General features: G+C 67.3%; 19 protein-coding genes and 1 tRNA gene. 7 read left to right on the top strand and 13 right to left on the bottom strand.

Annotation, left to right across the window (positions count from 1 at the left end):
* Positions 1–47 precede the first annotated feature (47 nt).
* From J2X20_RS28825 to J2X20_RS28860, 8 genes are all read right to left on the bottom strand, one after another.
* Complete coding sequence (locus J2X20_RS28825) at positions 48–998, bottom strand: porin (RefSeq protein ID WP_310273116.1); 951 nt, start codon at positions 996–998, stop codon at positions 48–50.
* Positions 999–1,153: 155 nt separating this feature from the next.
* Positions 1,154–1,795 carry a histidine phosphatase family protein gene (locus tag J2X20_RS28830; RefSeq protein ID WP_310273199.1) on the bottom strand — a complete coding sequence of 214 codons (642 nt, stop codon included), beginning with the start codon at positions 1,793–1,795 and terminating at the stop codon, positions 1,154–1,156.
* Between the two features lie 2 nt (positions 1,796–1,797).
* Positions 1,798–2,121, bottom strand: coding sequence for a DUF1840 domain-containing protein (locus J2X20_RS28835; RefSeq protein WP_310273117.1), 324 nt, complete (start codon positions 2,119–2,121; stop codon positions 1,798–1,800).
* Positions 2,122–2,147: 26 nt separating this feature from the next.
* Entirely contained in the window at positions 2,148–4,223 is a 2,076-nt protein-coding gene (locus J2X20_RS28840) for a putative bifunctional diguanylate cyclase/phosphodiesterase (protein WP_310273118.1), read from the bottom strand.
* A gap of 53 nt (positions 4,224–4,276) precedes the next feature.
* Positions 4,277–5,572: an HD-GYP domain-containing protein gene (locus tag J2X20_RS28845; protein ID WP_310273121.1), complete on the bottom strand. Its 1,296-nt coding sequence runs from the start codon at positions 5,570–5,572 to the stop codon at positions 4,277–4,279.
* A 252-nt stretch (positions 5,573–5,824) separates the two neighbouring features.
* Positions 5,825–7,192, bottom strand: a complete 1,368-nt coding sequence (locus J2X20_RS28850) for a GH1 family beta-glucosidase (RefSeq protein WP_310273123.1) — start codon at positions 7,190–7,192, stop codon at positions 5,825–5,827.
* Positions 7,193–7,465: 273 nt separating this feature from the next.
* Positions 7,466–8,503 carry a LacI family DNA-binding transcriptional regulator gene (locus tag J2X20_RS28855; protein ID WP_310273125.1) on the bottom strand — a complete coding sequence of 346 codons (1,038 nt, stop codon included), beginning with the start codon at positions 8,501–8,503 and terminating at the stop codon, positions 7,466–7,468.
* A gap of 12 nt (positions 8,504–8,515) precedes the next feature.
* Positions 8,516–8,857 (bottom strand): HU family DNA-binding protein, encoded by a 342-nt coding sequence (locus tag J2X20_RS28860; RefSeq protein WP_293503166.1) that lies wholly within the window; start codon positions 8,855–8,857, stop codon positions 8,516–8,518.
* Between the two features lie 115 nt (positions 8,858–8,972).
* Here J2X20_RS28860 and J2X20_RS28865 point away from each other — a divergent pair, with 115 nt between their 5' ends.
* Complete coding sequence (locus J2X20_RS28865) at positions 8,973–11,027, top strand: putative bifunctional diguanylate cyclase/phosphodiesterase (protein ID WP_310273128.1); 2,055 nt, start codon at positions 8,973–8,975, stop codon at positions 11,025–11,027.
* 162 nt (positions 11,028–11,189) lie between these two features.
* Here J2X20_RS28865 and J2X20_RS28870 read toward each other — a convergent pair.
* The 3 genes from J2X20_RS28870 to J2X20_RS28880 form a co-directional block, all read right to left on the bottom strand.
* Positions 11,190–11,274 (bottom strand) — tRNA-Leu (locus J2X20_RS28870).
* A gap of 53 nt (positions 11,275–11,327) precedes the next feature.
* On the bottom strand, positions 11,328–12,839 hold the full coding sequence (amaB, locus tag J2X20_RS28875; protein WP_310273131.1) for an L-piperidine-6-carboxylate dehydrogenase: 1,512 nt from the start codon (positions 12,837–12,839) through the stop codon (positions 11,328–11,330).
* A 19-nt stretch (positions 12,840–12,858) separates the two neighbouring features.
* Complete coding sequence (locus J2X20_RS28880; protein WP_310273133.1) at positions 12,859–13,953, bottom strand: saccharopine dehydrogenase family protein; 1,095 nt, start codon at positions 13,951–13,953, stop codon at positions 12,859–12,861.
* Positions 13,954–14,076: 123 nt separating this feature from the next.
* Here J2X20_RS28880 and J2X20_RS28885 point away from each other — a divergent pair, with 123 nt between their 5' ends.
* The 3 genes from J2X20_RS28885 (at position 14,077) to J2X20_RS28895 (ending at position 15,748) form a co-directional block, all read left to right on the top strand.
* On the top strand, positions 14,077–14,541 hold the full coding sequence (locus J2X20_RS28885; protein WP_310273137.1) for an Lrp/AsnC family transcriptional regulator: 465 nt from the start codon (positions 14,077–14,079) through the stop codon (positions 14,539–14,541).
* Positions 14,542–14,696: 155 nt separating this feature from the next.
* Entirely contained in the window at positions 14,697–15,269 is a 573-nt protein-coding gene (locus tag J2X20_RS28890) for an NnrU family protein (protein WP_310273139.1), read from the top strand.
* A gap of 11 nt (positions 15,270–15,280) precedes the next feature.
* A complete protein-coding gene (locus J2X20_RS28895; RefSeq protein ID WP_310273141.1) occupies positions 15,281–15,748 on the top strand; it encodes a GNAT family N-acetyltransferase in 468 nt (155 codons plus the stop codon).
* Here the strand turns inward: J2X20_RS28895 and J2X20_RS28900 are convergent.
* A complete protein-coding gene (locus tag J2X20_RS28900; RefSeq protein WP_310273143.1) occupies positions 15,738–16,712 on the bottom strand; it encodes a 2-dehydropantoate 2-reductase in 975 nt (324 codons plus the stop codon). The genes J2X20_RS28895 and J2X20_RS28900 overlap by 11 nt on opposite strands.
* Positions 16,713–16,788: 76 nt before the next feature.
* On the opposite strand from J2X20_RS28900, the gene J2X20_RS28905 reads away from it, so the two are divergent.
* The 3 genes from J2X20_RS28905 (at position 16,789) to J2X20_RS28915 (ending at position 20,645) form a co-directional block, all read left to right on the top strand.
* The gene (locus tag J2X20_RS28905) at positions 16,789–19,002 is read left to right on the top strand and encodes a C1 family peptidase (RefSeq protein WP_310273145.1); all 2,214 of its coding nucleotides are present in this window, start codon (positions 16,789–16,791) and stop codon (positions 19,000–19,002) included.
* Positions 19,003–19,102: 100 nt separating this feature from the next.
* Positions 19,103–19,510, top strand: coding sequence for an SRPBCC family protein (locus J2X20_RS28910; protein ID WP_310273147.1), 408 nt, complete (start codon positions 19,103–19,105; stop codon positions 19,508–19,510).
* Between the two features lie 304 nt (positions 19,511–19,814).
* Complete coding sequence (locus tag J2X20_RS28915) at positions 19,815–20,645, top strand: S1/P1 nuclease (protein WP_310273201.1); 831 nt, start codon at positions 19,815–19,817, stop codon at positions 20,643–20,645.
* A gap of 113 nt (positions 20,646–20,758) precedes the next feature.
* On the opposite strand, the gene J2X20_RS28920 is transcribed toward J2X20_RS28915, so the two are convergent.
* Positions 20,759–21,493 carry a P-loop NTPase family protein gene (locus tag J2X20_RS28920; protein WP_310273149.1) on the bottom strand — a complete coding sequence of 245 codons (735 nt, stop codon included), beginning with the start codon at positions 21,491–21,493 and terminating at the stop codon, positions 20,759–20,761.
* Positions 21,494–21,873 lie beyond the last annotated feature (380 nt).

Here is a 21,873-nt window from a genome sequence, read left to right on the forward strand (position 1 = left end):
AAAAAAAGCGCCCCGAGGGGCGCTTTCTTTGTTCTGGTCCCGAAGGATCAGAAGTTGTGGCGGATACCAGCAGCCAGCGAGCTGAAGTCCTGACCAGCGGCACCGGTGAAGTACGTGCCCTTGGTCTGGTTGTCGACCTTGGTCCAGAAACCGTAGATCTTGGTGCGCTTGCTCAGGTTGTAGTTGTAGCCAACCGTCAGCTGCTTGGCACCGTCGTCGGCGATGATCTGGTCGGCCTTACCGAAGTTCAGGTGGAACTCCGACTGACCCATCACGTACATGCCGGACAGACGCCAGACGTTCCAGTCCTTCTTGCCGGCAGCGCCGAAGCTGTTCTCGGCACGCTGGATGTAGCCACCGATGACCACGGGGCCGATTTCGTACAGGCCGCGGACGGCGACCTGGGTGAAGTCACCCTTCTTTTCGTAGCCGAGACCAGCGTGGAAGGGGCCCACGTCGTAGTTCACGGCGATGTCTTCGGCACGGGTCGTGGTGTTTTCACCAGCGGCCACCGACAGTTCGGCGGAGAAGCCAGCCACGGTCGGCGTGAAGTAGGAGACCTTGTTGTTCGTGTAGAACTGCGTCGCGTACAGCGCGTCGGACGAGGTGCCCGTGTCATGGTTGTGCATGGACACGTAGTCGGCCGTGGCGAAGTAGGAGCCCGGGAACCACTTGCCGAGGCGCACGCCGCCGAAGCTGCCTTCGAGCTGGACCCACGAAGCGCGGTTCCAGAAGGTGGTGCCACCGGTGGCAGCGCCGGTGTCGCTGTTGAGGCCGTGTTCCAGCGAGAAGGAAGCCTTCAGGCCGCCGCCGAGGTCTTCGCTACCCTTGAAACCCAGACGCGAGGAGTTGTTTTGCACAACGATCTTGCGGTCTTGCGTGCCGAACTTCTGGCTTTCGACGGAGGTGTTGATGCGGCCCCACAGGGTCACGCTTTGTGCGAAAGCCGGAGCGGCAGCGGTGGCGGCCAGAGCGGCGACGAGTGCAATTTTCTTCATCGTTTGCCTTTACAGAGAGGTTGGACGGGGCCTTGCAGCCCTGCCTAGAAGGACAAGTGGCGGCCAGTATAGGAGCGGCTTTTGCCACGCCCGACCCCAGCGACGCGTGGATGCAACAGTGTGGCTAGGGAGCTTGAAAAGCGCGGCGCCCGTCCTCAAGCCGCGATGTCGTCGGCGCTCAGCCCGGCCAGATGGCGATCGTCGTTCCATCCGACCAGGGTGAAACCCTCGGGTGTCGCCAGCAGCCGGTTGATGGTGGCGTTGCCGAGTTGCCAGCTGCGCGGCGCGTCCAGGGCCACCTGGGTGGCGGCCCGGTAGAGGCAGTCGAGCACGCCGCCATGGGCGACCAGCGCGATGCTCTGCCCTGGATGCGCGGCGGCGGCGCGGCGGGCCGCCGCCAGGCAGCGCGCGCTGAAGACGTTCAGGCTCTCACCGCCCCCCACCGGGAAATCGGGCTCGCGCTTGCGCCAACGGGCCGCATCCTCGGGATAACCCTGGTCAATCTCCTCCCAGCTCATGCCCTCAAAGCGGCCGAAAGCGCGCTCGCGCAGGCCGGCGTCGAGGTGGATGGCCAGACCTTGGGCGCGGCCCAGGGCCTCGGCGGTCTGGCGGGCACGGCTGAGATCACTGGAATAGATGGCGGCCAGGGCTTCGTCGGCCAGGGCCTCGGCCAGGCGCTCAGCCTGCGCCAGACCCAGGCTGCTCAGGGGGATGTCGGTATGGCCCTGGATGCGGGTGGCGCGATTCCACGCGGTCTCGCCATGGCGGATCAGGACGACTCGGGTGGCTTGTTCCAGCACTAGACGCCCCAGACGACGTCGGTCTTCTCTTTCAGGCTGCGCTGCATCAGCTCATGCAGAGGCCAGGCGCGCTGGCGCAGCGACACGCCCTGGCGGCGCGGCACCGCCTGGCCGGCGGCCTTGGCCTCGTCGACGGCGCGCTGGAATTGCGCCTCGTCGGCCGCCACGCCGGCCTCCAGCGCCTGGATCAGGCCTGGCAGGGCCGCCAGTTCGAAGATGCCTTGTGGAGCGGGTTCACGCCCCATCAGGCGCAGCACGGCATCGGCCGACTCGGCCATCATGATGACGTCGGCACCAGCCTTGGATTTGAAGCGGTAGAGCATGGCGCCATTGTGCGCGCCGTGTGCGATCAGCTGGCCAGGCCCAGCCAGCCGGAGACCGGCGAGTCGACGACGTGCCGGCGCGGCCGCACGCGCTGCTCGAATTCGTCGGGCCGCAAGGGCTTGGCAAACAGATAGCCCTGGAACTCGTGGCAGCCGGCCTGGGCCAGGAAGTCGCGCTGGGCCTCGGTCTCGACACCCTCGGCGATGACCTGCAACCCAAGGGCCCGGCCCATCTGCACGATGGCGTTCGCAATGCCGACGTCGCTGGCGTCGTTGGGCAGGCCCTGCACGAAGCTGCGGTCGATCTTCAGGCGCTGGATGGGGAAGCGCTTCAGATAGCCCAGCGACGAATAGCCGGTGCCGAAGTCGTCGATGGACAGGGTGACGCCCAGGCCGGCCAGCGCGCGCATGCGCTTGAGGGCTTCCTCGGCATCGCCCAGCAGCACGCCCTCGGTCAATTCCAGTTCGAGCAGGCTGGCCGGCAGCATGGCCTCGCGCAGCACCTCGGCCACGGTCTCGACGAAATGGGCTTGCTGGAACTGCAGGGCCGACACGTTGACCGCCACCGGCATGCGCAGGCCACGGCTCAACCAGTAGGCGGCCTGGCCGACGGCCTCGCGCAACACCCATTCGCCGATGGCGACGACAAAGCCGCTTTCCTCGGCCAGGGGAATGAATTCAGCCGGCGAGATGTCGCCGCGCTGCGGGTCGCGCCAGCGGATCAGGGCCTCGGCGCCGATGACGCGGTCGCTACCCAACTCGACTTGCGGCTGGTAGTGCAGGCGGAAGCGCCCCTCGGCCAGGGCCTGGCGCATGTCGTGGTCCAGGCGCATGCGCGACAGCAGGTCGACTTCCTTGCGCGGCACATGGAAGCGAAAACCCGCACGACCGCTCTCCTTGACCCAGTGCATGGCGCGCTCGGCGCTGGCCATCAGTTCGTCGGGCGTGCCGCCGTCGCCGGGGTGCAGGGCGATGCCGCAACTGGCCGTGACGGTGAAGCTCAGCGTATCGAAGCTGAAAGGCTGGGCCAGCAACTCCTGAACATGGCGGGCGGCGGCTTCCGCCTCGAACATCTGGGCGCCGTCGACGAGCAGGGCGAACTCGTCGCCGCCCAGCCGGGCCAGGGTGTCGTTGGCGCCGACGGCGCCGCGCAGGCGCTCGACGACCTCGCGCAGCACGCGGTCGCCATAGCTGTGGCCCAGCGTGTCATTGATCTGCTTGAAGCGGTCCAGGTCGAGGTGCAGCAGGGCGAAGGCCGGCGGCGGCTCGCCGGTGTTGACGGCGGCCATCTGCTGCACGATGCGGTCGGCCAGGGCGCGGCGGTTGGGCGCACCGGTCAACGCATCGGAGCGGCCCAGCTCCTCGATGCGCTGGTGGGCGGCCAGCTTCTCGCTGAGGTCGCGGAATGAAAAAACCCGCCCGATGGGTTCGCCGCGGCTCATCTGCGGCAGCGAGACCTGCTCGAGCACGCGGCCGTCGGCCAGGCGCAGCATGTCGCTGGAGCGCATCAGCGGCGCATCCAGCAGGGCTTCGATGCGCAGCCGGTACTGCTCGCCATCGCGCATGACGCGCTGCAGGCTCAGCCACAGGCCGGCATCGCCGGGCTCGTGCAGCAGGCCGCCGGGCAGGCCCCAGAGCTTGGCGAAGCGGCGGTTGAAGCTGCGCACGCGGCCGCCCAGGTCGACGACGAGGATGCCATCGGCGGTGGATTCCAGCGTGGCGCGCAGTTCGGCCAGCAGGGTCTCGCGCTCGGCCTCGGCGCGGCGGCGACGGGTCTGGTCGTGCAGCAACACCAGCCAGTAGTGGCCGCCCTCGGGCGTGTGGACGGGGCTGATGGAGCGGCTGACCCAGCGCGGCTGGCCGTCGCTGTGGGTCAGCACGGTGTCGGAGCGGATGCGGGCAAAGGGGTCGCGGGAAGCCCCCTGCCAGAAGGCCTCATCCTCCAGCGAACCGCACAGGGCCGCCGGTGGCTGGCCGAGGGCGCGCTCGGGCTTGAGCCCGAGCAGGCGCAGCGCAGCTCGGTTGACGGCACTGACCGTCAGGCTTTCGCCGTCCACCAGCCAGGCTGGTTCGGGCAGGCCTTCCAGCAGTGCGCCGATCACGGACGGCGCCTCCGGGACGCGGGGCAAGGCTGAGTTCGCCTCGCGGCCGGCGTTCACGCGGCCAACTCCCCTGGTCCCGTACTCGCGGCGTCGAAGAAGTAGGCGATGCGGGCTCGCGGGCTCAGATAGTCGAGGGAGGCGCGGGGCAGGAACTGAGGCTTGAGGCTGCGGCGGATGCCCAGGTCGGGCATCTCTTCGAGGTTGAGGATCAGCGCCTCTTCCTTGGGCACCTTGGTGTCGTGGACCATGACGCGCGGCTTGAGCGGGCGTGCCGAGTTCACGGACACGACCAGGGCATAGCGGTCGTCGGTCAGCTGCACGGTGGAGCCCGGCGGATAGACGCCCATCATGCGGATGAAGGCGTTCAGCATGGTCGCGTCGAAACGGTTGCGGCCCTGGGCAAACATCAGCGACAGGGCTTCGTGGGGCGTCATCGCCTTGGACGTGATCAGCGGGTTGCACAAGCCGTCGAAGCGATTCACCAGCGCCACGATGCGGGCACCGGTGCTCATGCGGTCCATGTTGATCTTCTGCGGGAAACCGCTGCCATCGGCATGCTCATGGTGCTGGGCGACGATGAGCAGGGGGCCGGGCGCCAGGCCCATGGTCTGGGCGATGGCCACGCCCTTGACGACGTGCTGCTGGTAGGCCTGGGTCTCGGCCGCCGTGAAGCTCTCGTCGCGGTGGCGCAGGCGCGCAGCGACCTCGAGCTTGCCGACGTCGTGCAGCAGGGAGCCGACGCCGAGATCCATCATTTCGTCGCGGCCCAGGCCGAAGGCGCGGCCGAGCAGCAGGGCGATGATGCAGACATTCAGCGCGTGGGCGGTGCTGCGGTCTCCGGCGGCCTCGTTGAGCAGCCGCATGTTCAGATCACCCTCGACCAGCATCTTGTCGAGCAGGGCGGCGGTCAGGGCTTCGGCCTGGGCGCGGGCAGCGTGGGGGTCGGACTGGACCTGGTCCATGACGACACGGAAGCCGTCGGCAGCCTCGCCGTACTGCTCCTCGCACAGGCGCAGGGCTTCCCGCTGGGCGGCCAGCGCGCGGCGGTGGGCCTCCCGGGCCAGATCCTCGGGGCTGGGCTGGGCCGGCGTGGAGGCGTCGGCCGGCGCCGCTGCGGCATCGGCGACGGCTTCGCCTTCGGGTGACTGCAGGGACAGGTCGCTCTTGGCAGGACTCCAGCGCACCTGGGTCAGGCCGAGGCGGCGCAGGATCAGCAGTTGATCGCTGGAGGCGATCTTGAAGCTCGACAGCGGGAAGGGATGCGACATCCAGCCGAGATCCAGATGAATGAACATCCCGACGGTCAACTGGCTGACATCGATCAGCGGATCGCTTGTTCTATCCTGCATTCGCTCAAAACCCGTGCGGCGGGCACCCTCGACCCGGCCCAAGCTCCGGCGGAAACGCCAGAGTCCTCGAGCCGGTCTCCTGCTATACGTCAAATCGGCCGATTGCGCCTGCTGCTGCCCGGGAAAAATCCCGGACGAGGCGCAAGTCGGAGCTTAGCGCCTGAACGTGACCGATTTCCCGCCGCTTTGTCGGTGCAAACGCGGAGGAATGCCTATCTGGCGGACCTGGCGGGCCGCACGACAGGGAACTTTTCAGCGCCGGGCGTGATGGCGCGCGATGAAGTCCCGATACCAGTGGGCGCTGTCCTTGAGCAGGCGCTGCTGGCTCTCGTAGTCGACGTGGACCAGGCCGAAGCGCTTGTCGTAGCCGGAGTTCCACTCGAAGTTATCGAGCAGGCTCCAATAGAAATAGCCGCGCACATCGGCGCCCAGACTCATGGCCGTGGACAGGGCCTGCAGATGGGCGGACAGATAGGCAATACGCTCCACGTCGGGCACATGAGGCTTGGGCCCGTCGACGATGCGGTCGGCGTTGGCCATGCCGTTCTCGGTGATGAACATCGGCGGCGGGTTGTATTCGCGGGCCAGGCGCACCAGATGCTGGGCGAAGACCTCGGGCACGATCTCCCAGCCCATGTCGGTGAAGCCACGCTTGCCCGGGCCGGGGACGGTCTTGCCGTCGGCGCCGAACAGGCTGCGCGTGTAGAAATTGATGCCCAGGAAATCCAGCGGCTGGTGAATGCGGTCCAGGTCGCCGGCCTCGATCTGCGGCGCGTCGGCGCCGACGTACTCCAGCGCGTCGGCCGGATAGGCGCCGCGGAAGATGGGGTCCATATACCAGCGCACGTTCAGCCCGTCGTCGATGCGGGCGGCGCGCCGATCGGCCTCATTGGGCGTGGCCGGGAAGGACGGCGTGTGGTTGAGGACGATGCCCAGCTTGGTCCGGGTCACGGCGCGCATGGCCCTGATCGCCTCGCCATGGGACAGCATCAGGTGATGGGCCACCTGCAGGCTCTCGGCACGGCTGGTATGGCCGGGCGCGAACTGGGCCGTCTCGTAGCCCAGGGTCGCGGTGCACCAGGGCTCGTTGTGGGTGGCGATGCTGGCCAGCCGGTCGCCGAAGCGGCGCCCGACCTCGGCGGCGTAGTCGGCGAAGCGGGCCACGACGTCGCGCGACAGCCAGCCGCCGATGCTCTCGTCCAGGGCCTGGGGCAGGTCCCAGTGGTAGAGGGTGGCATGGGGCTGGATGCCGGCCTCGAGCAGGGCATCGATGAGGCGGTCATAGAAGGCGAAGCCGGCTCCGTTCCAGGCGCCCTGCCCCAGCGGCTGCACGCGCGGCCAGCTGAAGCTGAAGCGGTAGCAGTCCAGGCCCAGGCCCTTCATCAAGGCGACGTCGTCGCGGAAGCGGTGGTAGTGGTCGCAGGCCACATCGATATTGGACGCATCCTTGATGCGGCCGGGCTGGCGGCAGAAATGGTCCCAGATGGAGGCGCCCTTGCCGTCCTCGAAGGCGGCACCTTCGATCTGCGCGGCGCTGGTGGCCACGCCCCAGAGAAAGCCGGGCGGGAAGGATTGAGCGAGGGCGGCGGGGTCGATGCGGTCGAGGTTGGGAAGGCTCATGGCTGGGGCAGGTCGGGGCGGGGGGCCGGCGGCGACGGAGGGGAGACGGTTCAGCGCAGCGGACGCAGGAGGTCCGCGCGTGGCGGCGTTTGATGGTGTCTCCTGTGTTGTTTGAGTTGGGCCCGCCGCGAGCCGTGGGGTGGTTGACGGCGGGCGCAGCGCCCTTGTCATCGCTCATCTTGCCCGACGGATGACAACGCTGTCAATACGCGCTGATAGCGATGACGGCCGCTCGATGGCGGCGCCGTTCAACGCAGCTGGGTTGGCGCGCGCTTAGCGGGCGCGCGTGGAGTCGCGCACGACGAGCTCGTGCGGCAGCACCTTGTGCAGATCGGCTTCGTCACTGGCGGAAGCCATGTCAGGCCGCTGGACGGACACCAGCATCTCGACGGCCGTGCGCGCCATTTCGGCAACGGGCTGGCGCACGGTGGTCAGCGGCGGCCAGACCAGGGCGGCGGTCGGCGAATCGTCGAAGCCGGCCACCGACAGTTCGTTCGGCACGGCCAGGCCCAGGCGCTGGGCCGCGGCGAGCACGCCCAGGGCCATGTCGTCATTGCTGGCGAACACGGCGGTCGGGCGCTGGCGGCGGCTCAGCAACTGGTGGGCGGCGTCGCGGCCGCTCTCGAAGGTGAACGCGCCGGGCTGGATCAGCTCGGGGTCGGGCTCCAGGCCATGGGCGCGCAGCGCATTGACGAAGCCCTGGTAGCGCAGGCCGCTGGCCGACTGGTCGGGCGGGCCCTTGATGAAGGCGATGCGCTGGTGGCCCAGGCTGAGCAGCAGATTGGTGATCTCCTCGGCCGCATGCACATCGTCCATGCGCACCGAGGGCACGCCGCGCAGGTCGCGCTCGGGCGACATCAGCACGCAGGGCGTACCGCTCTCGCGCAGGGCGGCAAGCACCTCGGGGTTGTCACACAGCGGCGGCGTCAGGATCATGCCATCGGGCCGCAATGCCAGCACCATGCGGTCGATCTGCTGGCGCAGATCCGGTGCGTCGTTGTGAAGTGACTCGACCACGAGGTGATAACCCAGCTCGCGGCATCGCAGCGTGGCGCCTTGCTGCACGCTGCCGACGAAGATCGCACTGGGGTCGTAATAGAGCAGGCCGATCAGGAAGGACCGTCCGCCTGCGAGGCTGCGCGCCGACTGCTTGGGCCGGTAGCGCAGGGCCTCCACCACCTTGAGCACCTGATCCCGGGTGCTTTCATGCACACCGGGCTCATGGTTGAGCACACGCGAGACGGTCTTGATCGACACGCCCGCTTCGCGGGCGACGTCGACGATGGTGGGGCTACCGCCGCGTGAGCTCACGATAGCGAAGAATTACTTCTTCTTGGCCTTGGCGGCCGGCTTGGCGGCGGGCTTGGCAGCAGCCTTCTTGGCAGCGGCCTTGGGATCGACGGCGGCCTTGAAGCCAGCGCCCGGAGCGAACTTGGGCAGCTTGGCGGCGGCGATCTTGATCTTCGCGCCAGTGCTGGGGTTCACGCCGTTGCGGGCGGCACGTGCGTGCTGCTTGAAGGAGCCGAAGCCCGGGATCGACACGGCACCACCCTTTTTGACGGTGGTGACGATGGCGTCCAGCAGGGTCTCGAGGACGCGGCCAGCTTCGGCCTTGCTCAGCTCGTGCTTGGCGGCCAGGTGTTCGATCAGATCGGTCTTGTTCATGCGGGGGGTCTCGTCCAAAAACGCGCCCGAACGACTCGGGCGGGCGCGATTGTGGCGCATTGCGAGAGGCATACAGTCCAGCAGAGTCCCGTATCCATCGCCGATGTCAGCCCACGTGCATTTTTCCTCTTTGCTCGACGCCCTGCCCCAACAGGTGTGGAAGGCCGATGCCCAGGGCCGCTTGCTGTGGATGAACGCGCGCCTGGCCGAGGCACTGAACCGCCCCGCGCTGCCGACGCCCCTGACCCAGTGGCTGCACGAGGACGACCGTGCCGCCTTCACCGAACGCTGGGCCGCGGCGCAGGCCAGCGGCCGCTTCGACATGGAATACCGCGTCGGCCCGAACTGGGTGCTGGCCCAGGCCCAGCGCCTGCCGGACTCGCCGCTGTGGCTGGGCACGCATACCGACATCAGCGCGCGGCGTGCCATCGAAAACCGGCTGCGCGAGTCCGACGAGATCTGGAAGCTGGCCCTGGAATGCAGCGGCGACGGCGTCTGGGACTGGCATGTGCAGGCCGGCACCGAGTACTTCTCGGAGCGCTATCTGCGCCTGTATGGCTTCGAGCCCGGCGATGTCGACGCGACGCCCGAGGCCTTCGACGCCCGCACCCATCCCGACGACCTCGCACAGATGGACAAGGACCGCGAGGATCATTTCTCGGGCCGCACGCCGCTCTACCGCAACGAGCACCGCGTGCTCGCCAAGGACGGCAGCTGGAAGTGGATCTTGAGCCGCGGCATGGTCATCGCACGCGACGCGGCGGGCAAGCCGCTGCGCATGGTGGGCACGCACACCGACATCACCGACCGCAAGCGCCAGGAAGCCCTGGTCTGGCAGCAGGCCCGTGTCGACACCCTGACCGGCCTGCCCAACCGCCGCTCGCTGCGCGAGCGCATCGAGCGCGCCCTGGCCCTGCGCAGCATGCGCGGCGACGAACTCGCTGTCATGTTCGTCGACCTCGATCACTTCAAGGAGGTGAATGACTCCCTCGGCCACGATGTCGGCGACGCACTGCTCGTGCAGGTGGCCGGACGGCTGCAGGACCATATGCCGGTGGGCGGCGTGGTCGCGCGCATGGGCGGCGATGAATTCACCGTGCTGCTCGCGACGGCCCAGGCTGGCCCCGAGGCCGAGCGCGTCGGCCACGATCTGCTGGAAGCCCTGTCGGAGGCCTTCGAGGTGGCCGGCGAGCGCGTCTATGTGTCGGCCAGCATCGGTGTCAGCCTGGCGCCGCGCGATGGCGTCGAGATCGAGGCCCTGTTCAAGCATGCGGATCTCGCGCTCTACGAGGCCAAGGGGGCCGGCCGCAACCGCCTGAGCCTGTTCACGCCGGCCCTTCACGAGGCAGCGCAGCGCCGTGTCCGCCTGGCCGCGGAGCTGCGCGAAGCGCTGCGGCTGGCGCAGTTCAGCCTGGTCTACCAGCCCATCCTGTCGCTGCGCGATCCCGCGGCGCCGCCCCGCAAGGCTGAGGCCCTGCTGCGCTGGAGGCATCCGACGCTGGGCGACGTCAGCCCGGCCCAGTTCATCCCGATCGCCGAGACCAGCGGTTTCATCGTCGACATCGGCGACTGGGTCTTCCGCGAGGCCGCCGCCCAGGTCCAGGCCTGGCGGGCTGCGGGGCATGAGGCTTTCCAGATCAGTATCAACAAGTCGCCGGTGCAGTTCCTCGGCGAGCGCAGCCATCGCGTGCAGCCCGATTGGGTCATGCATCTGCGCGGCCTGGGGCTGGCGGGAGACGCGCTGGCGGTGGAGATCACCGAGGGGCTGTTGCTGGAAAGGGACGAGGCGGTGGCGGAGAGGTTGCGCGCGCTGCGCGAGGCCGGGCTGTCGATTTCCCTGGACGACTTCGGGACGGGGTATTCGTCGCTGAGCTATCTGCAGCACCACGAGATCGACACGGTGAAGATCGACCGCAGCTTCGTGGCCGGGCTGGAGCAGGGCGGCAAGGCGCTGGCCCTGTGCCGGGCCATCGTGACGATGGCGCATGAGCTGGGGATGGAGGTGGTGGCGGAGGGGGTGGAGACCGAGGCGCAGATGGTGGCGCTGCGGGACATGGGATGCGATTGGGGGCAGGGGTGGTGGTTTGGGAAAGGGATCCCTGCCGCCGAGTTTGAGGAGAGGTGGTTTGGCGCCACCGGGGAAGGCTCGGTTTCCGCCACCACGCGCTAAGGCGCCCATCGAGGGCACCTTAGCGGGGACTCGGTCACGTTCCGCGACCCCGGTTCGCAGCACAGCTGCGAACCCTTCGAGTCCTCACGCGATGTCCGCTGGACATCGCTTCCTGCGCCCCAAACGCAAAAGGCCAGCACTTTCGTGCTGGCCTTTCTTGTTTGGTGCCCAGGAGAGGACTCGAACCTCCACGGAGTTACCCGCTAGTACCTGAAACTAGTGCGTCTACCAATTCCGCCACCTGGGCTTTCAGGGAGGCCGGACTATAGCCTAGTTCTCAGCCCTCCCCGATGAAGTCGATCAGATGTCGAACTTCACTCCCTGAGCAAGCGGCAACTCACTCGAATAGTTGACGGTGTTGGTGGTGCGGCGCATATAGGCCTTCCACGCATCCGAGCCGCTCTCGCGGCCACCGCCGGTTTCCTTCTCACCACCGAAGGCGCCGCCGATCTCCGCCCCGGACGTGCCGATGTTGACGTTGGCAATGCCGCAGTCGCTGCCCGAGGCGCTCATGAAGCGCTCGGCCTCGCGGATGTCGGTCGTGAAGATGGCGCTCGACAGGCCCTGCGGCACGCCGTTCTGCAACTCGATGGCCTCTTCCAGCGTCTTGTACTTCAGCGTGTACAGGATGGGAGCGAAGGTCTCGTGGCACACCACTTCGGTTTGCGAAGGCATGCGCACCAGGGCCGGCACGGCGTAGTAGGCCTCGGGGAAACGGTCGGCCAGGGCACGCTCGCCACCGCTCACCTGACCACCCTGCTCGCGCGCGGCGGTCAGGGCGAACTGCATCGCATCGAAAGCCTGGGCGTCGATCAGCGGACCGATCAAGGTGCCCTGCTCCAATGGCGAACCGATGGGCAGCTGGGCGCGGGCACGGTCCAGGCGCTCGACGAGGGCATCGTGGATGCTCTCGTGGGCGATGACGCGGCGCGTCGTCGTGCAGCGTTGGCCGGCCGTGCCGTAGGCGCCGAACAGGATGCCGCGCACGGCCAGTTCCAGGTCGGCGCTGGGCGTCACGATGATGGCGTTGTTGCCACCCAGCTCCAGCAGCGAGCGGCCGAAGCGCGCCGCAACGCGCGGGCCGACGGCACGGCCCATGCGGGTGGAGCCGGTGGCCGAGACGAGCGCCACACGGACATCGTCGACCAGGGCCTCGCCGACGTCGGCGCGGCCGATGATCAGCTCAGACAGGCCGTCAGGCGCGGTGTTGCCCGCGGCGCGATAGGCCTTCAGCGCGCGCTCGAACAAGGCCTGCGTGGCCAGCGCGGTCAGCGGCGTCTTTTCGGACGGCTTCCACACACAGGTGTCGCCGGCGACCAGGGCCAGGGCCGAGTTCCAGGCCCAGACGGCTACGGGGAAGTTGAAGGCCGAGATGATGCCGACGACGCCCAGCGGCAGCCACTGCTCCATCATGCGATGGCCGGGGCGCTCGCTGGCGATGGTCAGGCCATGCAGCTGGCGCGACAGACCGACGGCGAACTCGCAGATGTCGATCATTTCCTGGACTTCGCCCAGGCCTTCGCTCGTCACCTTGCCGGCTTCGATGGAGACCAGCTGGGCCAGCTGGGCCTTGTGGGCGCGCAGCTCTTCGCCGAACAGGCGCACCAGTTCACCGCGCTTGGGTGCCGGCACGACGCGCCAGGCCTTGAAGGCTTCATGGGCGCGGCCGATGGCGGCGTGCATGTCGCCGCGGCTCGCGGCCGGGATCTGGGCCAGCACGCCGCCGTCAATGGGCGAACGCACGGTCAGGTCACCGGAACCCGGCAGATGGACGCCCAGGGCGTCGAGGAGGGAAAGAGTCTGTTGCTTCATGACGAACATTGTCCCGCGCTCAGGAAATGGACTCGACTTGACGGCTTTGTTGATAGGCGGAACCGAAGCGGTTCGCAAGGAAGTCGGGCAGCTTGACCTCTTCCTGGCGAATGAAACCCTTCTGCGGCAGCTTGCCTTCGCGGAACAGGTCGACGGCGGCGCAGATGCCGGCGGCGGTCGTGATCTGGATGGCGGAGAGCGGCTGGGCGCCGTCACGCGTGGCGAAGATCTTGCGGGCGAAGACTTCCTGCAGCAGCACGCCGTTCTTCTGGCCGGACACGGTCACGAACACCAGCACCACGTCCTGCATCGTGGCGGGCATGCTCTTGCGCATGATGTCTTTCAGCAGGTTCTGGTCACCCTTCAGGCCCAGGTCGCCCAGCAGGAACTGCATCAGGTCGCGGTGACCGGGGTAGCGCACCGTCTTGTAGTCGAGGTTGCGCACCTTGCCCGCCCAGGTTTCGCACAGCGTGCCCAGACCGCCGGAGGTGTTGAAGGCCTCGTACTCGGTGCCGTCCAGGCTGAAGTGCTCCAAGCCTTCCAGCGGCAGGGCCGAGATGGTCTCGCCTTCGTGGACGGCTTCGCAGGGGTGGCAGTACTCGTTGATGAGGCCGTCGACCGACCAGGTCAGGTTGTACTTCAGCGCATTGGTCGGGAAGGCCGGCAGGGCGCCGACGCGCATCTGCACGTCGCGCACCGAGTCGAAGCCGCTGGCCAGGTGGTGGGCCACGATGCCGATGAAGCCCGGTGCCAGGCCGCACTGGGGCATGAAGGCGGTCTTGGCGCCTTGGGCCATCTTCATGATGGCCTTGGTGGCGGCCACGTCCTCGGTCAGGTCGAAGTAGTGGCAGCCGCATTCCAGGGCCAGTTCGGCGGCGGTGATGGCCAGGTGGTAGGGCAGCGCGTTGACGACGGCGTCCTTGCCGCGCAGCTGGGCGGCCAGGGCGGCGCGGTTGTCGCTGTCGACCTCGGCCGTGGCGATGCCCTCAGACGCCAGCACCTTCAGATAGCCGGGGTTCTTGTCCAGCACGGTGACCTGGTAATCGCCGGTGGCGTGCAGCAGGCGGGCGATGGTCTGGCCGATGTGTCCGGCGCCAAGCAGGGCGATCTTCATGGGGTGCTCCGTGGAGGTGTGTTGTCGTTGGCCGGCACTCTAGGCAGGGTCGATGACGAAAGAAAGCACTACTTCGACGAAACAGATTGATGTTTCGACGATTCGTCGCGATGATTCGTCGATATGGATGAATCAAGGGTAAACCCGAGCGCATCGGTCGATGACCTCGACCGCCGCTTGATCCTGCTGCTGCAGGCCAATGCGCGCGAGAGCACGGCCACGCTGGCGCGCAAGCTGGGCGTGGCGCGCACCACCGTTGTCGCGCGGCTGGCAAGGCTGGAGGCCAGCGGCCGCATCGTCGGCTACACGGCCCGGCTGGGCGGCGACGAGGCGGGCCGCAGCGTGCAGGCCTTCGTCGGCATCACCGTCAGCCCCAAGGCCGGGCGCGAGGTCGTCAAGCGCTTATCAGAACTGCCCGAGCTGCGCCAGCTCGCCAGCGTCAGTGGTGAGTTCGATTACATGGCGCTGCTGCGCGCCGACACTACGGCCCGGCTCGACGCCCTGCTCGACGAGATCGGCGAGATCGACGGCGTGCTGCGCACCAACAGCTCGGTGGTGCTGGCGCTGCGCGTCGACAGACAGACCTAGCAATGAAGCCCCTCGTCCAAGGCTTACCGTGGCGGGGACGGCGATGCATGCGGCATCGAGCCGCATGCACATCGCCAGTGCAGGCCGGCTAGGGAGCGGCCCGGCGCTCGGCCCGCTATGGACCGTGGAACGAACAACTGACAAGGAGAACTCAGATGACCTGGCTTGCCCTCGGCCTCGCCCTCTTCCTCGGCATCCACCTGACGCGCGCGCTGGCGCCGAACTGGCGCAACGGCCAGATGGCCCGCATGGGCGAGAAGGGCTGGAAGATCCGCTACACCATCGTGTCGCTGATCGGCTTCGGCCTCATCCTGTGGGGCTTCTCGCAGGCACGGCTGCGACCTGTCGTGCTGTGGCCCCACATCCCCGGCATCAACCACGCCGCGGCGGCGTTGATGCTGATCGCGATGATCCTGATGGCCGCGGCCTATGTGCCGCGCAACCACTTCAAGGCCAAGCTGCAGCATCCGATGACGCTGTCGGTCAAGACCTGGGCCTTCGCCCATCTGATCGCCAACAACACCCTGGCCGACGTGATGCTGTTCGGCAGCTTTCTGGTCTGGTCCATCCTCGTCTTCCGCGCGGCGCGCCGCCGCCCCGCACCGGCCGCACCGCCCGGCACGGTGGCGGGCAGCTTGGCCACCCTCGTCGCCGGCTTCGCGCTGTGGGCCTTCTTCGCCTTCTGGGCGCACGCGGCCTGGCTGGGCATCGCGCCTCTCGGCCGGTGATCCGCCCAGTCATGGCCGCTGACGAAGCGGCCTTCATCGCCGCCACTCAGGCCAGCCGCAAGCTGCATCGCCCCTGGGTGCAGCCACCCGGCGATGCGCAAGCGTTTGCGCGCTACCTCGCCCGCTTCGACGGCGTCGCCCATCACGGCTTTGTCGTTGAAGCGGAGGGTGAGTTGGCCGGCGCCATCAACCTGACCAACATCGTCATGGGCGCGTTCCGCAACGGCTATCTCGGCTACTACGCCTTCGCCGGCTTCGAGGGCCGAGGCTTGATGACGCAGGGGCTGAACGCCGTCGTGCGGCATGCCTTCAAAGAGCTGGGCCTGCACCGCGTCGAGGCCAATATCCAGCCGGGCAATGCCGCGTCCATCGCCCTCGCGAAGCGCTGCGGCTTCCAGCTTGAAGGCTATTCGCCGAAGTACCTGAAGATCGCCGGCCGCTGGTGCGACCACGAGCGCTGGGCGCGCATCAAGCCTTAGCGCGGCAGCTGTCCATCAACCTCGTCAAGCCCAGCAGCGCATCCAGCATCGGCGTCGCCACGCCCAGTTGCTGCGCCAGCTCGCGTGGCGCCTCGAGCAGGGCGTCGACTTCGATGGCCCGGCCGGCCTCGATGTCCTGCAGCATCGAGGTCTTGAAGGCCCCGAGTGAACGCGTGATGGCGTGGCGGTCCTGAGGCGTCTGCGCGATCGGGCAGCCCATGCGCTCGCCGACCTCGGCGGCCTCCGCCATGATGGCCGTCGTGAAATCGCGCACGAGCTCGTCGGCGAGGATGCGGTCGGTCGTCGCGCGGGTCAGCGCCGAGACCGGGTTGGTCGTCATATTGCCCCAGAGCTTGTACCAGACGTCGCGCTGGATGCTCTCCGCGGCCTTGGCTTCGAAACCGGCGTTGCCAAGCAGGATTGCCAGCGCATCGACGGCCGGGCTCGCCCCGCCCGCGGCCTCTCCGATCAGCAAGCCCTTGCCCATCACATGGCGGATATGGCCAGGCGCTTGCGCGAAGCAGCTCGCGTGGACGACGCAGCCGATGACGCGCTCCGGCGGAATCAACGCCGCGATGCGGCCATCGGGGTCCACGCATGTCAGCGTCAGCCCCGGCACCGCGAGGCCGGCGGTGAACCACCAAGGCAGGCCGTTCAGCGCTGTCAGCACGCGCGTGTCCGGCCCGCAGAGCTGGGCGACCTGGGCCGCCACGCCGGCAATGGCCGGGCCCTTGACGGCGAGGATGACAAGATCCTGCACGCCGAGCTCCGCGGGAGCATCGCTGACGCGCAGCGGCTCGCGCCAGCTGTCCTCGCCGCTGTCCAGCCGCAGGCCCCGCTCGCGCACGGCGGCCAGCGTCTCGCCCCGGGCCAGGGCGCAGACGCTCAGGCCGTCGACGCGCTGCAGATGCGCAGCCATCCAGCCGCCTATGGCCCCCAGGCCGACGATGCAGACCTTAAACATGGGGATCAGTCTCGCACGTGGGCTTGTGGCCGAGATGACCCGCAGCCATCATCGCCCTCCTCTCAAGGAGACCGCCATGGCCACCAAGACCAAGAAGGCTGCCGCCAATACCGCCCCCACCCCCAAGCTCGACGCCCGCCCCGACCGCCTGGACCTGCGCGATCTGGTCTACCGCTCGCCACTGCGTTCCCTGCCGGGCCGCTGGCCGCAGGACAGCGACCTCAAGCGCCTGCTGCCCGCCTATGTGAAGGCCGGCCGCATCCTCAACCAGGGCAACGAGGGCGCCTGCACCGGCTTCGGCCTGGCCTGCGTGACCAACTATCTCTACTGGCTGCGCCACCTCGACACGCCGCGCTCACGCCTGCCCGAGCTGGTGAGCCCGCGCATGTTCTACGAGCTGGCCCGCCTCTACGACGAATGGCCCGGCCAGGACTATGAGGGCTCGTCCTGCCGCGGCGCCCTGAAGGGCTGGCACAAGCACGGCGTGTGCGCCGCGGGGCTCTGGCCCTATCCCATCGACAAGGACGGCAACGGCGTCTTCGAGCGCCCCGGCGCCGGCTGGGACGAAGATGCGACGACGCGGCCGCTGGGCGTCTATTACCGCGTCGACAAGAAGAGCATCGTCGACATGCAGGCCGCCATCTACGAGATCGGCGCCATCTATGTGTCGGCCGATGTGCACGACGGCTGGACCCTGGACGCGGCGGCCGCTCCGACTCGCCATGACCAGCTGCCACGCATCCAGCGCGTGGCGCAGAAGAGCGGCGCCCATGCCTTTGCGCTGGTGGGCTTCAACGAGCGCGGCTTCGTCGTGCAGAACAGCTGGGGCACGGACTGGGGCGCCAGCGGCTTCGCCGTCCTCAGCTACGAGGACTGGATCACCAATGGCACCGACGCCTGGGCCGTGGCCCTGGGCGTGCCGCAGGACCTCTCCGACATCAAGCCCAGCCAGCCGCCGGCCGGCAAGGCGAGCAAAGGCGGCAAGGCCGGCCGCGCGGCCGCGGGCGGTTTCCGCGCCATGGCCGGCCGCGGCCTCGGCGATGTCGGCGCCACGCTGCGCGTCGAGGACAACCCGCGTGACGACCCCTGGCCCGTCAACCATGTCTTCGCCCACCTGCCCTACCAGCCGCTGCGCACCGACGAGGCCTACACCCACACCCTGGTCTCGGGCAACGACGGCCAGCTGATGTCCACCGACTTCACCCGCGCCCGCGACGACCGCGAGGGCCTGGCGCGCGAGATCGTCGTCGAGCGCCCCTCGGCCTGGTTCAAGGCCAGCAAGGACAAGACCGTCAAGCTGGCGATCTATGCCCACGGCGGGCTGAACAGCGAGGTCGGCTCCGTCCAGCGCATCCGCGTGCTGGCGCCCTATTTCCTCGCCAACGGCATCTACCCGCTGTTCTTCACATGGAAGACAGGCCCGGGCGAGACGCTGAAGGACATGCTGGAAGACTTGAAGCACCGCATCGTCGACTCGGCCGACGTCAGCACCGGCATGCTGGACCGGCTGCGCGAGGTCGCCGCCGAGGCCAAGGACCGCGCCATCGAGGCCGTCGGCCGCCAGTTCGCCCGCGGCATCTGGAGCGAGATGCGCGAGAACGCCGAAGGCGGCGCGACGGCCGACCATGTGCTGGATCTCGCCGCCCGCATGCTGCGCGAGTTGCGCGACGCCCTGGCCAAGAGCGGCAAGACGCTGGAGATCCATCTCGTCGGCCATTCGGCCGGCTCCATCCTGATCGGCCATCTGCTGGGCCGCCTGGGTGGCGCCAATCCCGTGCAGGCCGCGAGCTGCGAGCTCTATGCCGCCGCCTGTTCCAGCGGTTTTGCCGTGCAGCACTACGGCGCCGCGGAGCAGGCCGGCGTGCTGTCGCTGAAGACGCTGCGCCTGCATGTGCTGACCGACGCCAACGAGCGCGCCGACGGCCTGCCCAGCGCCGAACGAGACATCTACGGCAAGTCCCTGCTCTATCTCGTCTCGCGGGCCCTGGACGATGTGCGCAAGCAGCCCCTGCTCGGCATGGAGAGGGCCTTGTGTGCGGCCGACCCGGCCTGGAGCGAAGACCAATGGGCCGGACCGCCGAATGCCGACATCACGGCCTGGCTCAAGCTCTGGCCCGCCGGTGCCCTGCTCAACCGCGTGGCGACACCCAAGGTCCGCACGACCAAGGCCGGCGACCAGATCGACGCCAGCCATGGCAGCTTCGACAACAACATCGACGTCCTGACGGGGACGCTGGAGCGCATCCGTGGCGGCGCCCTCGTTGCCCCCATGGAATGGCTGGACTACTGACGCAGCCCCTGACGCAGACGCGACTGTTGGAGATGTCCGGTTCCGGCCGGTACCGGGTCGTCGGCGCAGCCATCATGGGCCATCACCACAGGAGATGGCCATGGCCTCGATTCACCGCGAAATCCTCGTCGACACCCCCGCTGCCGCCCTCTGGGACGCCATGCGCGACGCCGGCGCCCTGCACACCCGGCTGGCGCCCGGCTTCATCACCGAATGCACCATGGACGGCGAGGAGGCGCGCCAGCTCCGCTTTGCCAACGGCATGACGGCGCGCGAGCTCATCATCGACATCGACGACCCGGCGCGCCGCATCGCCTGGTCGGCCCTCAGCGAACGGCTGACCCACCACAACGCCTCGACCCAGATCTTTGAAGAGGGCGACTCGCGCTGCCGTGTCGTCTGGATCGCCGACCTTCTGCCCCATGCGCTGGCGCCCGCCGTCGCCGGCATGATCGAAGCCGGCCTGGCCGCCATGAAGACCCACGCCGAAACTCGGCCACCGCTTTGACGAACAATCACGGGCCATAGACGGATTAGCCTGTTGACAAATTTGCGACACATCTGTCCTAGGCGGATCAATCACTTAGGGCAAGGTCAAGTGTCCATGGCCCTCCGGCCTTCGTGGACACATTGACGACGCCAAGCCCAGATCAATCCTGCTGAGGCTAAACGCGGACCTCAGGTCTTTCCGCGCGAATTACGTTCGCAGCAGACCTGTGCCCCACTTATCGAACTTGTCGAATTGAGCTTGGCGGCAGTTTGAGATTCCCGATGTCGCGCCTTCGCCGCGCACAAGACTAGCCATGCCAACAATGACTTCGCCCCTACATTTCCTCCGAATATTCGCCGTGTGCGCCGGCATTGCCTTTAGCGGTACCACATGGGCTTGGGGCAGCCAAGGCCATCGGTTGGTTGGCCTCGTGGCCGACGCGGAACTCTCGCCCAAGGCGCGCATCGCTGTGCACCGGATCATGGGGGCCGACTCGCTAACGGCCGTCGCCAACTGGATGGATGAAGTCCGCGGCACGCCTGAAGGGAGGTCCATGCAACGGTGGCATTTCGTGACCACAAAGGTGTGCGGACGAGGCGAGCCCACGTGCAAGGACGGCAACTGTGTCACCGATCGGATTGAATGGGCACGCGACGCGTTGAAGTCGGGCTCGCGGGCAGATGCGCTCAAGGCATTGAGCGTGCTGGTGCACCTGGTCGGCGACATCCACCAACCACTTCACGCCGCAGACAACGACGACCACGGCGCCAACGGAGTTGTGGTGTTGAACCGCACCTGCGCAGAATTTGGCAGCCGCTCGCCGACGGCCTGCAAGCTGCACACTTATTGGGACACCAACCTCGTCAAGATTGCCGCGCGTGGTCAGGCCGAGAAGGCTGCCGCAAATGCCTGGTCAAAGGCCTATGGACCGCTGCCAGTGACCGACACCGATGCGCCGGAGACATGGGCGGCTGAATCCTTTCAGCTCGCGACGCACACTGCCTACCGGTTCGAGGGGTTTGCCTGCAGGCAAAAGCACCTAGGCTTCGAGGTCACCGACGAGTACGACGCCGTCGGCGTGTCAACGATTCAGTCCCAAATTGCCAAGGCCGGTAAGCGCTTGGCCAGGATGTTGAACGCGATCTTTGCCTGACATCCGCTGGCACCATCAGCCACGACCAGCAGAAATATCGCCCCTTGCTCATAGTCAGGTTTATTAAGGGGTAGACGCTGGTGCGGGCGCGACAGCGTCTGTTCGCCGCGGCCCTATTTAGCGGGCGGCTGCCAGCCAAATGGTGCTTGGTAGGTCCACCAGCCATCCTTCGTGGGGATGCCGATAGGTTCGTACTCAACCGGCAGCTGCGCTTGGCGCGCAGCTGCCAGCGAGCTATACGCGCGCTCGTCGATCTCGCGGATGCCATTTCCAGGGCGACTGAAAAACAGCCTCACCAGACCAGGTGTAGACGAGTGCCAAAGCGCCTCAAGCGCGTCAATGGCGGCTTCTCGGATCTGAGCCGAAACCAGTTGAAGTTGGGCCGCTACCTCAAGCTCCACGTCTGCTGGCGCGACACCGTTGGCCGACACGATGCATAGGAACTTGCCATTAACGAATCGCCCGCGCGGCGCCAGCGGTGCACGGTCTAGATAAGGGTCAGACCGCTTCAAGAACTGTCGGATGACCCACCGAGGTGGCGGCGCCGGAAGCTCGAAGCTGAGATCGGACTGTTTCATCTGCGCCAGCAGCTTTGGAGATTCGATGACCAGCTTGACGAAGAAGACGCCACGGTCACCTGGCTCGAATGGCTCGACGACCAGCTTCAAGCACTCAGATGGCCCCGGTGGAATCGAGTTCTTCTTCAACAGTGCCCAGTTTGGCCAGCCTTCGCGCTGTGCAATCAGGTCAAAGGCCCGCATGTGAGCCAAGCTGGGGTTTTCGCGCCGAAGCGCTCTGACATCACGTTCAAGACGAATGATGTCGGCAGGAGTGAAATGGGTGTGCATAAGACCTCGCTCGGTTGCGCCGTCAAGTCGATGTGCCCGTCAAAGACCACGGCTACCACAGCCAGGTCTACATAGAGTCCTCACGTGCCATTCGGCTTTGCCAGTCGGGCAGGCAGGCCCCGTGGTTGAGGCCGTGCCGTCACTGTAGGGCAAGGCGACCTAAGTCGGCAAGGGGCACGCCGGTGTCGGTCTCGTCTCCTAAGCCTCGTAGCAGCCATATCAAGAATCTGCATATCGCCGGCTGGGCCGAAAAATTCTCTGACCTCTATTTCTTGCCGAACCGACTTGGTTTGCATGCCACGGCCATGTTCCTATCCTCACCGTCCAACCTGGCTGAAACACATTGATGGCAGGCGCGCCAGACACCCTCTCTGAGCTGG

Source organism: Roseateles saccharophilus (assembly GCF_031458095.1).
Classification (GTDB): Bacteria; Pseudomonadota; Gammaproteobacteria; order Burkholderiales; family Burkholderiaceae_C; genus Pelomonas; species Pelomonas saccharophila_A.

What these genes read in the sequence shown, in the direction of transcription:
- J2X20_RS28845 (WP_310273121.1), bottom strand. Translation starts at nt 5,572, where the DNA reads ATGCAGGATAGAACAAGCGATCCGCTGATCGATGTCAGCCAGTTGACC.
- J2X20_RS28880 (WP_310273133.1), bottom strand. Translation starts at nt 13,953, where the DNA reads ATGAAGATCGCCCTGCTTGGCGCCGGACACATCGGCCAGACCATCGCC.
- J2X20_RS28890 (WP_310273139.1), top strand. Translation starts at nt 14,697, where the DNA reads ATGACCTGGCTTGCCCTCGGCCTCGCCCTCTTCCTCGGCATCCACCTG.
- J2X20_RS28900 (WP_310273143.1), bottom strand. Translation starts at nt 16,712, where the DNA reads ATGTTTAAGGTCTGCATCGTCGGCCTGGGGGCCATAGGCGGCTGGATG.
- J2X20_RS28825 (WP_310273116.1), bottom strand. Translation starts at nt 998, where the DNA reads ATGAAGAAAATTGCACTCGTCGCCGCTCTGGCCGCCACCGCTGCCGCT.
- amaB (WP_310273131.1), bottom strand. Translation starts at nt 12,839, where the DNA reads ATGAAGCAACAGACTCTTTCCCTCCTCGACGCCCTGGGCGTCCATCTG.
- J2X20_RS28895 (WP_310273141.1), top strand. Translation starts at nt 15,281, where the DNA reads ATGGCCGCTGACGAAGCGGCCTTCATCGCCGCCACTCAGGCCAGCCGC.
- J2X20_RS28860 (WP_293503166.1), bottom strand. Translation starts at nt 8,857, where the DNA reads ATGAACAAGACCGATCTGATCGAACACCTGGCCGCCAAGCACGAGCTG.
- J2X20_RS28920 (WP_310273149.1), bottom strand. Translation starts at nt 21,493, where the DNA reads ATGCACACCCATTTCACTCCTGCCGACATCATTCGTCTTGAACGTGAT.
- J2X20_RS28910 (WP_310273147.1), top strand. Translation starts at nt 19,103, where the DNA reads ATGGCCTCGATTCACCGCGAAATCCTCGTCGACACCCCCGCTGCCGCC.
- J2X20_RS28905 (WP_310273145.1), top strand. Translation starts at nt 16,789, where the DNA reads ATGGCCACCAAGACCAAGAAGGCTGCCGCCAATACCGCCCCCACCCCC.
- J2X20_RS28885 (WP_310273137.1), top strand. Translation starts at nt 14,077, where the DNA reads ATGGATGAATCAAGGGTAAACCCGAGCGCATCGGTCGATGACCTCGAC.
- J2X20_RS28915 (WP_310273201.1), top strand. Translation starts at nt 19,815, where the DNA reads ATGACTTCGCCCCTACATTTCCTCCGAATATTCGCCGTGTGCGCCGGC.
- J2X20_RS28850 (WP_310273123.1), bottom strand. Translation starts at nt 7,192, where the DNA reads ATGAGCCTTCCCAACCTCGACCGCATCGACCCCGCCGCCCTCGCTCAA.
- J2X20_RS28835 (WP_310273117.1), bottom strand. Translation starts at nt 2,121, where the DNA reads ATGCTCTACCGCTTCAAATCCAAGGCTGGTGCCGACGTCATCATGATG.